Consider the following 12,008-nt stretch of genomic DNA (forward strand, 5'->3'; position numbering starts at 1 on the left):
CCTACTCGGTGGGCGATAGGCAAGCGCTTTCCGGCAAGCTAGTCCTTCCATCGAGAATTGTCTATGTCAAGCCGTCTGGTAGGCAGGAGCGATGAGAGCGTTGGTGGTACGCGGCGGCTGGGCGGGACACCGGCCGGTCGAGGCGACCGAGCTGTTCCTGCCCTTCCTCGAGGAGCACGGGTACGACGTCCGGGTCGAGGAGTCCCCGGCCGTCTACGCCGACCAGCCGGCAATGGCGAGCACCGATCTGATCGTGCAGTGCGTGTCGATGTCCTCGATCACTCCCGAGCAGGTCGACGGGTTGCGGTCGGCCGTCGCGGCGGGCGCCGGGCTCACCGGCTGGCACGGCGGGATCGTCGGCGCCTACGCCGAAACCCCCGCCTATCTCCAGCTGGTCGGCGGTCTGTTCGCGGCCCACCCGGCCAAGGAGCCCGCCGCGCGCCGCGGCGGGCCCGAGGACAACTTCCTGCCGCACCGGGTGAACCTGACCGAACTGGGCCGATCACATCCGATCACCGCCGGCCTGCACGACTTCGAGCTGGAGACCGAGCAGTACTGGGTGCTGCACGACGACCTGATCGACGTGCTCGCCACCACGACGCATCCGGTCCGGCCGTGGCATCCCTGGCACCGCGCGATCACGTCGCCGGCGATCTGGACCCGGCAATGGGGCGAGGGCCGCATCGTGGTCACCACGCCCGGGCACGACCTCGACGTGCTCCGGCACCCGACGGTCCGGACCGTGATCGAGCGGGGCATGGTGTGGGCGACCCGAGCGGTCAGGTCGTGAGGACGACCAGCCGCTGGGTGGCCCGGGTCATGGCCACGTAGCGGTCGACCGCTCCGAAACGCTCCGGATCGACGAGCACCACCAGGTCGAACTCCAGGCCCTTGGCCAGCTCGGGGGAGAGCGAACGCACCCGCGGGCGCTCCGCGAACGCCGGATCACCGATGACGCAGGCGATGCCCTCGCCGTGGGCGTGCTCGGCCAGCCACGCGTCGACGATTCCGGTCAGTTCCGATCGGGCGCCGCGGTGGACCGGGATGCCGTTGCTGCGGATCGAGGCCGGGACGTTGGCGTCGGGCAGGACGGCCCGGATGACCGGCTCGGCCTCGGCCATGACCTCGGACGGGGTGCGGTAGTTGATGGTCAGCGTGGCGACGTCGACCCGATCGAGCCCGATCCGTTCGAGCCGCTCCCGCCACGACTCGGGGAAACCGGCGCGGGCCTGGGCGCGATCGCCGACGATCGTGAAGCTGCGGGCCGGGCAGCGCCGCAGCAGCATCTGCCACTCGGCGTCGGTCAGCTCCTGCGCCTCGTCGACGACGACGTGCGCGAACGGTCCGGCCAGCCGGTCGGGTTCGGCCCTGGTCAGGACGGCCTCGTCGACCAGAGACGTGCGCATGTCGTCGCCGCGCAGCATCGACCAGAGGCCCTCGCCGTCGTCGAAGGCGAGCGAGTCGAGCAGGTCGTCGACGACCCGGTCCATCTCCCGGCGCTGGGTCTTCAGCTCGGCCTCGTTGCGGCGCAGCCGGCGGGAGGCCTCCGGGTCGCCCAGTCGCTGCCGGGCCGCGTCCAGCAGGGGCAGGTCCTCGATCGTCCACGCCTTGGCGTCGGAGCGGTGCAGGGCGCGAATCTCGTCGGCACTCAGCCAAGGGGCGCATTTGCGCAGGTAGGCGGGGACCGACCACAGATCCGAGACCAGGTCGGCGGGGTCGAGGAGCGGCCAGGCGCGGTTGAAGGCGGTGGCCAGCTCCCGATGGCGGGCGAGCTCCGCCCGTACCGAATCGGTGGTCTCCTCGCCGTCGTAGCGATCGATCAGGATCGTGAGCAGCTCCGTCCAGACCTCGTCGCGGGCCTCGTTGTGCGGCGTGCCCGGACCGGGGACCGCGAACGCCTCGGCCCAGTCGGCCGCGGTCAGCCGGAGGTCGGTGTCGCCGGCGGCCACCGTCATGCCGACGGCGGGCGGCTCCTCGTAGAAGCGGACGGCGGCCTCGATCGCTGCGGCCATCTCCCGGGACGACTTGAGCCGGGCCACCTCGGGATCGGTTTCGGTCATCGCGCCGGCGCCCTCGGCGACCAGATCGCGCAGGGTGCAGGTCTGCACGTCCTCCTCGCCGAGGCTCGGGAGCACGTCCGAGACGTACGCGAGGTAGGGCTCGTGCGGGCCGACGAACAGCAGGCCGCCCTGGCGCCGGCCGAGGCGGGGATCGGAATAGAGCAGGTACGCCGTACGGTGCAGCGCGACGACGGTCTTGCCGGTGCCGGGTCCGCCGTCGACCACGAGCGCGCCGTTCGAGCCGGCCCGGATGATGGCGTCCTGGTCGGCCTGGATCGTTCCCAGCACGTCGCGCATCCGTCCCGAGCGGCCGGCGCCGAGGCTGGCGATGAAGGCGGACTCGTCGTCGAGGGCGACGGTGCTCGCCAGCCCCTCGAGGGTGAAGACCTCGTCCCAGTAGTCGGTGACCAGGCCGCCGGTCCAGCGGTAGCGGCGGCGGCTGCGCAGACCCATCGGGTTGGCGTGGGTGGCGCCGAAGAACGGCTCGGCGGCGGGCGAGCGCCAGTCGACCAGCAGGCGCCGGCCGGCCGGGTCGGTCAGGCCGAGCCGTCCGATGTAGACCGGATCGCCGGCGATCGGATCCATCCGGCCCAGGCAGAGGTCCATCCGGTAGCGGTGCAGGGTGCGCAGACGGGCGGTCAGCCGGCGGACCTCCTGGTCGCGGTCGAGGGCGCGACGGCCGATGCCGCCGGGGGACTTGCGTTCGGCGTCCAGGCGATCGGTCAGCTCCGCGGTCGACTGCTCGATGCCGGCCGCGATCGCCGTGAAGTGTCTCTGATCGGCGGCGATCAGGGCCGGGTCGGCCTTGGCGGCGAGTCGCTCGGGGAGGTCGAAGGTGCTGGTGGACGAATCGGGTCGCACTTAGCGAATCTCCTAATTGCGCAGGTTCCTGGCCTCGAGTGACGATTCTGCGCCCTGACCTGGGTCTTGCCGCAAGCCCCGGGGTGCGATATACGTTAGAAGTGGCGGAGGGTGTCCCTCCGCCTTTTCCGTGTTCCAGGCCGGTTACCTAGCCTCCTAGGAAGCCTAAAGACGCCGTGACCGCGAGACACCGGGTCGGGCGGGACTCAGGTGCTGTCTCGGCGGGCCTGGCGGCGGGCGTTGGTCGCCCGCGTGGAGGCTCGGCGCTTTTGCAGATCAGGGGAGTCCGGGCGGGTCGTCGAGCGCTGCCGGGGCAGGCGCGTGACCTTGGCGGGCGCGGGCGCCGGCGGCGGCGGGGCGAACCGAGGCTGCTCGTCGGCCAGGCGTTCGGCGTGCAGGGCGTCGGCGCTCGCCTGGGCGGCTACCGCGAGGAGGCGGCTGACACCGGCGAGGATGTTCTCGAAGAGCTCGGCCTTGGCGCGGGCGCGGGAGTTGCGCGCGTGGGCCTTGCCGCGGCCGCCGGCCGGTTCGATGCTGGCTGCCGCCTGGCGGCGGTACTGCTTGACGTACTTGTCGCGGTGCCGGCGCACCCGGGCGTGCAAGGCGATCAGTTCGTCCTCGTCCAGGCCGATCAGGCGGTCGGGTTGCACCTCCCGCACCACCGCGAGCTCCGCTTCGGCCAGTGTGCCCAGTAGCGCGTCCATCCTGGTTCTCCCTCCGGCGGAAGTTTCCAGTCTGGTGCCGCGCACGCGGGCCGCGCCTCCTTCGTGCCGGGTGAAACCCGCTCGTATTAGGGTGCGGACATGCCGCCCCAACGCCGCGACGCCGCCCGCAACCGGGAGCGCCTCCTGGCCGCGGCCCGGCGGGTGTTCGCCGAGCAGGGTCACGACGTGCCGCTCGAAGAGGTGGCCAAGGCGGCCGACATGAGCCGGACCACGATCTACCGGAACTTCGCCACCCGGGAGGAGTTGGCGGCCGAGGTGCACGAGGACAACGTCGCCCGGATCGAACGGCGGGCGGCGGAGCTGGCCGGGCGGGCCGACGGGGTCGTGGAGCTGTTCGACTTCGTGCTGGCGATGCAGGCGGAGCACCGGTCGCTGGCCCGGATCCTGTCGGCGGCCGAGGTCGAGTGGTTCGCCGCCCTGGGTGAGCGGACCCGGGCCGCCTTCGTGCCGCTCGTCGAGCGGGCTCGCGCGGCCGGGGTGGTGCATCCGGGGGTCGGGGTGCAGGACGTGATGCTCGCGTTCTCGATGGCCGGCGGGGCCCTCGCCGATCACGTCCTGGCCGGCCACCCCGAGGTGGAGGACAGGTTACGAGCGATGCTGCACCGCGCGCTGTTCACGCACTGACGCAAGGGTCATTCCTTCGGGTGCTCGCCGAAGCTCGGCGCCCGGTCGCCGAACACCGAGGCGTCGGTCTCCCACCACGGGCGCTCCCAGACCGCCTCGGCGGTCGCCGGACCGGTGGTCGAGGCCCGGCGGGCGTCGAGCGCCTCGTCGGCCGCCCTCGCGTCGCGGGCGTCCGAGCGGACCCACTGCACCAGCAGCAGCACCAGGAAGGGCAGGTCGATCACCTCGCCCATGCCCCACAGCAGGTCGCCGCCGAGCTGCTGGTCGCGCAGCGGGTGAGCGGTGACGAACTGGCCGGCCGCCAGCACGTGCGTGTCCAGGCGGATGATGATTCCGGGCAGCGCGTCGGCCAGCAGCTCGATGAAGGCGACGAGCAGAGCCAGCGCGTACGGGATGCGGGTCTCGAGGGTTTGCGACTCCCACAGCGGAACCAGCACGATGATGCCGGCCGCGAGCAGCACCAGTCGCAGCAGGGCCAGCACCACCGGATGCGTGAGGCTGGCCGGCAGCAGCGCGGTGAAGAAGATGCCGAACGGCAGCACGGCCAGCATCAGCGGGCCGACGATGGGCTGCGAGAACAGCCGGGCCACCGGGTTGGCAAGCGCCGTGCGCAGCCGCTCGGCGCCGCGCGGCGGCAGGGCGCCGAGGGCCAGTTGCAGGGGGTGGCCCAGGGCCATCAGGAACGGGACGACCAGCAGCAACGCCATGACTTCCACGGCGTACGCGGGAAAGCGGGCCGGCGCGATCGCGGAGACCGCGACCAGGGATCCGACGCCGAGCAGCAGGAAGGCGGCGGTGTCGCGCAGCGGCCACCGGCGCACCCGGCGGACGCCCCACAGGTAGAGCGTCGCCGCGATCGCCGCGACGGCGAATCCCACCAGATCGGGCAGCACAGAGCTCACCCGGCCGATTGTGCTCCCAGCCCGATCGGATCGGTCAGGAGCCCACCCCCGCCGTCTCTGCTGCGGCTCAGTGCGGGCTGACGCGAACCTCCGGCGCGGGCAGCCCTTCGAACCAGGAGGCCTCCCGGATCGTGCTCAGCAGGCGTTGCCGGCCGGCCTCGTCCTGGCGGTCGATGAACAGGATGCCGTCCAGGTGGTCGGTCTCGTGCTGGATGCAGCGCGACAGCAGGCCCTCGCCGACGACCTGCACCGGGTCGCCGTGCTGGGTGAAGCCCTTGGCGACCACGTTGAGCCGGCGGCGGGTGTCGAGGTAGATGCCGGGGATCGACAGGCAGCCCTCGAAGCCGTCCTGGGTGTCCTCGTCCGGGAAGGTCAGCACCGGGTTGACCAGGTGGTCGAGCTTGCGGTCGTTGCCCGGCAGCTCCGGCGCGATGGCGAAGACCCGCAGCCCGACGCCGATCTGCGGGGCGGCCAGGCCGGCGCCGCGGGAGGCGGCGAGCGTCTCGTTCAGGTCGTCGACGAGGCGGCGAAGCTCGGCGTCGAAATCGGTCACCTCGGCGGCGGGCTTGCGCAGCACCGGGTCGCCGACCTTGCGGATGTCCAGCACGGTCATGCCCACAGTCTCCATCACCGAGGGGGCTGCTCGTCCAGCGGAAATCAAGTCTTGAAAGATGTGTCGATCTCGCAGAGACTGCGTGTTCCGCGCGCCCGGCCCGAGGCTCCGCCAGACCCTGGGCCGGGCACGCGGGTCAGCGGCCCGCCGCGACGAGGGCGGCCGCGGCGTCGCGCGGGCTGTCCGTGGTCACCAGGCCCTCGCCGACCAGCACCGCGCCGGCGCCGGCCGCGGCGTACCGGATCAGATCGTCCGGGCCGCGCACGCCGGACTCCGCCACCTTCAGCGACGCGTCGGGCAACAGCGGCGCCAGCCGCTCGAAAACCGATCGATCGACCTCGAGCGTGCGCAGGTTGCGAGCGTTCACCCCGATCACTCGTGCGCCGGCGTCGACCGCCCGGGTCAAATCGTCCTCGTCGTGCACCTCGACCAGGGCGGTCATGCCCAGCTCGTCCTCGATCAGCGCGCGCAGGTGGCTCAGCGTGGGCTGGTCGAGGGCGGCGACGATCAAAAGTGCCGCGTCGGCGCCGTACGCGCGGGCCTCGTACGCCTGGTACTCGCCGTACAGGAAATCCTTGCGCAGCACCGGAATCCGGACCGCTTGCCGGACCGCCGCGAGGTCGCGCAGCGATCCGCCGAACCGGCGCTCCTCGGTGAGCACGCTGATCCAGCTCGCCCCGCCGGCCTCGTAGTCGGCGGCGAGCGCGGCCGGATCGGCGATCGGCGCCAGCTCACCCTTCGACGGCGACCGGCGCTTCACCTCGGCGATCACCGACACACCGGGGCGGGCCAGGGCGGCGTACGCGTCGAGCGCGGGCGTCGCCGCCGCGGCCCGCGCCCGCATCTCGCCGAGGCCGGTCAGTGCCTCGCGCTTGGCGACGTCCTCGCGGACCCCCGCCATGATCTGGTCCAGCACGTTGCTCACCCGCAAACCATATGCGGACCCCGGCGGGGCCCGGCTACCGGTAGCCGTACGGCACGTGCGGGCGGTACGGGGCCTCCAGCCGGGTCACGTCCCGGTCGGTCAGGATCAGGTCGGTGGCGGCGAGAGCGTCGTCGAGATGGCCCGGTCTGGTGGCCCCGACGATCGGCGCGCTGACCGTCGCCTTGCTCAGCAGCCAGGCCAGCGCGATCTGGGCGGGCGGCCGGGCATGTTCGGAAGCGACCGCGCCCAGCGCGTCCACGACGGCGGCGTCGCTGTCGTCCGTTCTCCGCTCGCCGGCCTGCTCGGCGGCCACGCGAGGGGTACGCCGCGGACCGCGGCGGGCGAGCAGGCCGCGGGCCAGCGGGCTGTACGGCAGGACGCCGACGCCCTGGTCGGCGCAGAACGGGAGCATCTCCCGCTCCTCCTCGCGGTAGACCAGGTTGTACCGGGTCTGCATGGAGACGAAACGGGTCCAGCCGGCCGCCCGCGCGGTGTACTGGGCCTTCGCGAACTGCCACGCCCACATCAGGGAGGCGCCGAGATACCGGACCTTGCCGGCCCGCACCACGTCGTGCAGCGCCGCCATCGTCTCCTCGATCGGTGTCTCGGCGTCCCATCGATGGATCTGGTACAGATCGATGTGGTCGGTCGCCAGCCGCCGGAGGGAGGCGTCCACGGCGTCCATGATGTGTTTGCGGGACAGGCCGCGGTCGTTGGGGCCCGGCCCCATCGGGTAGTACAGCTTGGTGGCGAGCACGTAGTCGCCGCGCCGGCCGAAGAACTTGCCGAGCAGCCGCCCGGTGATCTCCTCGCCGGCGCCGCCGGAGTACATGTCGGCGGTGTCGAAGAAGGTCACGCCGGAGTCCACGGCGTGCCGGACGATCGGTTCGGCCTCGTCCTGGGTCAGGAACCACGACTCGTCGGCGGGATCTCCGTAGCTCATCATGCCCAGGCCGATCCGCGAGACGCGCAGACCGGACGAGCCCAGACGGACATAGCGCATGGGACCATCTTCCGAGGCACCCAACGCGCTGTGAATGGCAAGTTGAAGGCGGGAGGCGCGATTTGCCTGGAGATTCAAGGCCACTGGACGTGGTCAATCGGCGCCTGCTGGCCGAGTTGCAGGCCGACCCGCGCATGTCGATGTCGGAGCTGGCCCGCCGGGTCGGCATGTCCGCGCCGGCGGTCACCGAGCGGGTGCAGCGACTCGAAGCCACCGGCGTGATCGCCGGGTACCGGATGGACATCGACCCCGCCGCGCTCGGCATGCCGGTGACCGCGCTGGTCCGCATCCGGCCCGGGCCCGGTCAGCTCCCCAAGGTCGCCCTCGCCGCGCAGGAGACCGCGCAGGTGGTCGAGTGCCATCGCATCACCGGTGAGGACTGCTTCCTGGTCAAGGTGCACGCGCCGTCGGTCGGGGAGCTCGAGGAGATTCTCGACCGGTTCCTGCTGTACGGGCAGACCACCACCTCGATCGTGGTCGCCACGCCGGTGCCGGCCCGGCCGTTGCCGCTGCCGGGTGTGGACGATCGGAAGGGGCACTGACGTGCACGACGACATTCCGCTCACGGTCGGCCGGGCGAGGCGGGTCCTCGACGAGCGGATCCGACCGGCGATCTACTCCGACAGCGTGCCGTTCGAGGTGGCTTTCCGCTCGCTTCCCGGCGAGCCGATCCCGCCGGCCGAGGGACTCGCGCTGACCTACGAGCCGTACGCCGTGGGCACGGCGTGGGGACCGGCCTGGAACACCACCTGGTTCCGGCTGCGCGGGCGGGTGCCGCGGGAGTGGCTCGGGCGGCGCGTGGAGGCGGTGGTCGACCTCGGTTTCGACGTGAACCTGCCGGGCTTCCAGTGCGAGGCGCTGGTCTACCGCCCGGACGGCAGCCCGGTGAAGTCCCTCAACCCCCGGAACCAGTGGATCCCGATCGGCGACGCGGAAACGGTCGAGTTCTACCTCGAGGCCGCCGCCAACCCGGTCCTGCTCGGCTACCACCCCTTCCGGCCCACCGCGGAGGGCGACATCGAGACCGCGTCGTCGCGGCCGTTGTACACGACCGGGCGGATGGACCTCGCGCTCTTCGACGAGCAGGCGTACGAGTTGACGCTCGACCTGGAGGTGCTGCTGGAGTTGCAGGCCGCCCTGCCGGCGACCGCGCCGCGCCGCATGCGGATCCTCCAGGCGCTCGACGACGCGCTGGACGCGCTCGATCTGCAGGACGTCGCGGGTACGGCGGCCGCCGCCCGATCGCAGCTGCGCGACGTGCTGGCGGCGCCCGCGGAGCACAGCGCACACCAGGTCTCGGCGATCGGGCACGCGCACATCGACTCGGCCTGGCTCTGGCCGGTCCGCGAGACGATCCGGAAGGTCGCGCGCACCGCCGCCGGGATGACCGAGCTGATCGAGCTCGACCCCGATTTCCGGTACGGGATGTCCAGCGCCCAGCAGTACGCGTGGCTGAAGGAGCACCGGCCCGAGGTGTGGGACCGGGTGGTCAAGGCGGTCCGGGACGGCCGGTTCCTCCCACTGGGCGGCATGTGGGTGGAGAGCGACACGGTCATGCCGGCCGGTGAGGCGCTGGTCCGGCAGTTCACGTACGGGCAGCGGTTCTTCCGCGAGGAGTTCGGCGTGCAGTGCCAGGGGGTGTGGCTGCCGGACAGCTTCGGCTACTCCCCGGCACTGCCGCAGCTGATCCGGCGGGCCGGGTTCCGCTGGTTCTTCACCCAGAAGATCTCCTGGAACCAGGTGAACCGGTTCCCGCACCACACCTTCCTCTGGGAGGGCATCGACGGCTCCCGGGTGTTCACCCACTTCCCGCCGATGGACACGTACAACTCACAACTTTCCGGCGCGGAGCTGGCCAAGGCGTCGTCGCAGTTCCGGGAGAGCCGGGTGGCGTCCCGCTCGCTCGCGCCGGTGGGCTGGGGCGACGGCGGCGGCGGGACGACGCGCGAGATGGCCGGGCGGGCGCGGCGGCTGCGGGACCTCGAGGGCAGCGCGACGGTCCGGTGGGCGAGCCCCGACGACTTCTTCGAGGCGGCCCGGGCCGAGCTGCCACACCCGCCGGTCTGGGTGGGTGAGCTGTACCTCGAACTGCACCGGGCGACGCTGACCAGCCAGCACCGGACGAAGCAGGGAAACCGGCGCAGCGAGCATCTGCTGATCGAGGCGGAGTTGTGGGCCGCCACCGCCGCCGTGCGGGCGGGGGCGCCCTATCCGTACGAGGAGATCGACGCGCTGTGGCGGTCGGTGCTGCTGCATCAGTTCCACGACATCCTGCCGGGGACGTCGATCGCGTGGGTGCACCGCGAGGCCGTGGCCGCCTATGAGCGGATCCGATCGGCGGCGTCCGCGGTGATCGCGTCCGCCCAGCGTGCGCTGGTCGGTCCGGGCGATCGGCCGATCACGATGAATCCGGCGCCCTTCGCGCGGGACGGGGTGCCGGCACTGGGCGCAGCGGTCGCTCAGCCGCCCGCCGGCCCCGTCACGATCGACGGGAACGTGCTCTCGAACGGTCTGGTGTCGGTGACCGTCTCCGACGACGGCCTGATCACCTCGGCGGTCGATGCCGCCTCCGGGCGGGACGCGATCGCGCCCGGTCACGAGGCGAATCTCCTGCAGCTCCACCAGGACCTGCCGAACATGTGGGACGCGTGGGACGTCGACCGGTTCTACCGCAACCGGGTGACCGATCTCCGGGCGGTCGACTCGATCGAGTTCGCCCGGGACGACGCGGGCGCGCGCGTGACGATCGTCCGGTCGTTCTCGAAGTCGCGGGTCACCCAGACGCTCACCCTCGCGCCGGGCAGCCGGACCCTGCGGATCGACCAGGAGACGGACTGGCACGAGACGGAGAAGTTCCTCAAGGTGGCGTTCCCGCTGGACGTGCGCGCCGAACACGTCGCGGCCGAGACGCAGTTCGGGTATCAGAGGCGGGTCACGCACACGAACACCAGCTGGGAGGCGGCCAAGTTCGAGGCCTCCATGCACCGGTTCGTGCAGGTCGAGGACTCCGAGTTCGGGGTCGCGCTGGTGACCGACTCGACCTACGGGTACGACCTGACCCGGGACGCCGCGTCCGCCGGGGAGGTCACCACCACCGTGCGGCTGTCGCTGCTGCGGGCGCCGCGGTTCCCCGACCCGCAGACCGATCAGGGCCGGCAGACCTGCTCGTACGGGCTGGTGATCGGGGCCGGGATCGCGGCGGCCACGGCGGCCGGGATCGCCATGAACCTTCCGGCCCGGGTGGTGCCGGGCGACCACGGCTTCGAGCCGCTGGTCTCGATCGAGGGGGAGGGCATCCTCGTCTCCGCGGTGAAGCTGGCCGACGACCGCAGCGGCGACCTGATCGTGCGGGTGTACGAGTCGCTGGGGCGCCGGGCCGCGGGGACGCTGCGGGTGCACACCGGGTTCGGGTCGGCGCGTACGGTTTCGCTGCTGGAGAGTCCCGAGGGCGAGCCGCTCCCGGCCGGCCCGATCCCCGTGCGGCTGACGCCGTTCGAGGTGCGCACGATCCGGTTGACGGCGGTCAGCGACCGTTTTCCCGGCCGCTGAGGGAAGCCATGTACCGGCTGATCCGGCCGTCCTCGACCGCGTCCAGCCACAGGTCGAGGATCTGCTGGTCGAAGACCGGACGCGTGCGGGCCAGCCGCTCGTGCACCGGAGCCTGCAGGACCGCCTTGGTCAGCCGGTACGCCTCGGCCGAGGCCGGCGGCCGGGCCCGGGCGACCGCGGTGTCGACCACGAGGTCCGGTGCGGTGAGCTCGTCGACGTACCCGGCCGCGAGCGCCTCCGCCGGGGCAAGGGTGTGCCCGGTGAGCGCGGCACGGTGGACACCCCGGTCGCCGAACCCGTAGCCGAGGATCTCCAGCGCGGTGGGCGGGAACGCCATCCCGACGAGCATGCCGGTGACGCCGATCGTGCCCCGGCCGGTCGCCATGACGCGGTGGTCGCAGGCCGCGGCGAGGATCGCCCCGCCCGCGACGGCGTGCCCGTTGATCGCCGCGACGGTCGGCTTGCCGAGACCGAAGACGGCGAGGAAGGCCCGATCGAGAGCGGGCAGAAACGCCCGCACGTAGTCGGCGCCGCCCTCCGCCACGCGCCGGAGGTCGACGCCGGCGGAGAAGTTCGGTCCGGCGCCGGTGAGCACCACCGACTCCGCGGTGATCTCGTGGAAGACGTGGGTGATCTCCTCCAGGAGCTCGAGGTCGAGCGCGTTGACCTTGCCGTTCGCGAGCCGCACCACCGCGACACCGTCAACCTGATCGACCTGAACCCTCGCCATGCCGCCGATCTTCGCA

Annotated in this window: 11 protein-coding genes; 4 read left to right on the forward strand and 7 right to left on the reverse strand. The window is 72.0% G+C overall.

What is annotated here, in order from left to right; all coding sequences use genetic code 11:
* Window positions 1-91 precede the first annotated feature (91 nt).
* Window positions 92-790: a ThuA domain-containing protein gene (locus ODJ79_RS24370; protein ID WP_263025873.1), complete on the forward strand. Its 699-nt coding sequence runs from the start codon at window positions 92-94 to the stop codon at window positions 788-790.
* Here ODJ79_RS24370 and helR read toward each other — a convergent pair.
* Both helR and ODJ79_RS24380 read right to left on the reverse strand, forming a co-directional pair.
* On the reverse strand, window positions 780-2,921 hold the full coding sequence (gene helR / locus ODJ79_RS24375; RefSeq protein WP_263025874.1) for an RNA polymerase recycling motor ATPase HelR: 2,142 nt from the start codon (window positions 2,919-2,921) through the stop codon (window positions 780-782). The two genes, ODJ79_RS24370 and helR, sit on opposite strands and share 11 nt — an antisense overlap.
* A 206-nt stretch (window positions 2,922-3,127) precedes the next feature.
* Complete coding sequence (locus ODJ79_RS24380; RefSeq protein WP_263025875.1) at window positions 3,128-3,625, reverse strand: hypothetical protein; 498 nt, start codon at window positions 3,623-3,625, stop codon at window positions 3,128-3,130.
* A gap of 99 nt (window positions 3,626-3,724) precedes the next feature.
* Here ODJ79_RS24380 and ODJ79_RS24385 point away from each other — a divergent pair, with 99 nt between their 5' ends.
* Entirely contained in the window at window positions 3,725-4,270 is a 546-nt protein-coding gene (locus ODJ79_RS24385) for a TetR/AcrR family transcriptional regulator (RefSeq protein WP_263025876.1), read from the forward strand.
* 8 nt (window positions 4,271-4,278) lie between these two features.
* Here the strand turns inward: ODJ79_RS24385 and ODJ79_RS24390 are convergent, their stop codons facing one another.
* The 4 genes from ODJ79_RS24390 to ODJ79_RS24405 form a co-directional block, all read right to left on the reverse strand.
* Window positions 4,279-5,172, reverse strand: a complete 894-nt coding sequence (locus ODJ79_RS24390) for a cytochrome c oxidase assembly protein (RefSeq protein WP_263025877.1) — start codon at window positions 5,170-5,172, stop codon at window positions 4,279-4,281.
* Between the two features lie 67 nt (window positions 5,173-5,239).
* The gene (gene def / locus ODJ79_RS24395; protein WP_263025878.1) at window positions 5,240-5,785 is read right to left on the reverse strand and encodes a peptide deformylase; all 546 of its coding nucleotides are present in this window, start codon (window positions 5,783-5,785) and stop codon (window positions 5,240-5,242) included.
* Between the two features lie 136 nt (window positions 5,786-5,921).
* Window positions 5,922-6,701: an indole-3-glycerol phosphate synthase TrpC gene (trpC, locus tag ODJ79_RS24400; RefSeq protein ID WP_263025958.1), complete on the reverse strand. Its 780-nt coding sequence runs from the start codon at window positions 6,699-6,701 to the stop codon at window positions 5,922-5,924.
* A gap of 43 nt (window positions 6,702-6,744) precedes the next feature.
* Window positions 6,745-7,713 (reverse strand): aldo/keto reductase, encoded by a 969-nt coding sequence (locus tag ODJ79_RS24405; RefSeq protein WP_263025879.1) that lies wholly within the window; start codon window positions 7,711-7,713, stop codon window positions 6,745-6,747.
* An 83-nt stretch (window positions 7,714-7,796) separates the two neighbouring features.
* Here ODJ79_RS24405 and ODJ79_RS24410 point away from each other — a divergent pair, with 83 nt between their 5' ends.
* Both ODJ79_RS24410 and ODJ79_RS24415 read left to right on the forward strand, forming a co-directional pair.
* Window positions 7,797-8,255: an Lrp/AsnC family transcriptional regulator gene (locus ODJ79_RS24410; RefSeq protein ID WP_263025959.1), complete on the forward strand. Its 459-nt coding sequence runs from the start codon at window positions 7,797-7,799 to the stop codon at window positions 8,253-8,255.
* Between the two features lies 1 nt (window position 8,256).
* The gene (locus ODJ79_RS24415) at window positions 8,257-11,262 is read left to right on the forward strand and encodes an alpha-mannosidase (protein ID WP_263025880.1); all 3,006 of its coding nucleotides are present in this window, start codon (window positions 8,257-8,259) and stop codon (window positions 11,260-11,262) included.
* Here the strand turns inward: ODJ79_RS24415 and ODJ79_RS24420 are convergent.
* A complete protein-coding gene (locus tag ODJ79_RS24420) occupies window positions 11,237-11,992 on the reverse strand; it encodes an enoyl-CoA hydratase/isomerase family protein (RefSeq protein WP_263025881.1) in 756 nt (251 codons plus the stop codon). The two genes, ODJ79_RS24415 and ODJ79_RS24420, sit on opposite strands and share 26 nt — an antisense overlap.
* Window positions 11,993-12,008: the final 16 nt, after the last annotated feature.

It is taken from the genome of Actinoplanes sp. KI2, from assembly GCF_025630775.1.
Taxonomy (GTDB): Bacteria; Actinomycetota; Actinomycetes; order Mycobacteriales; family Micromonosporaceae; genus Actinoplanes.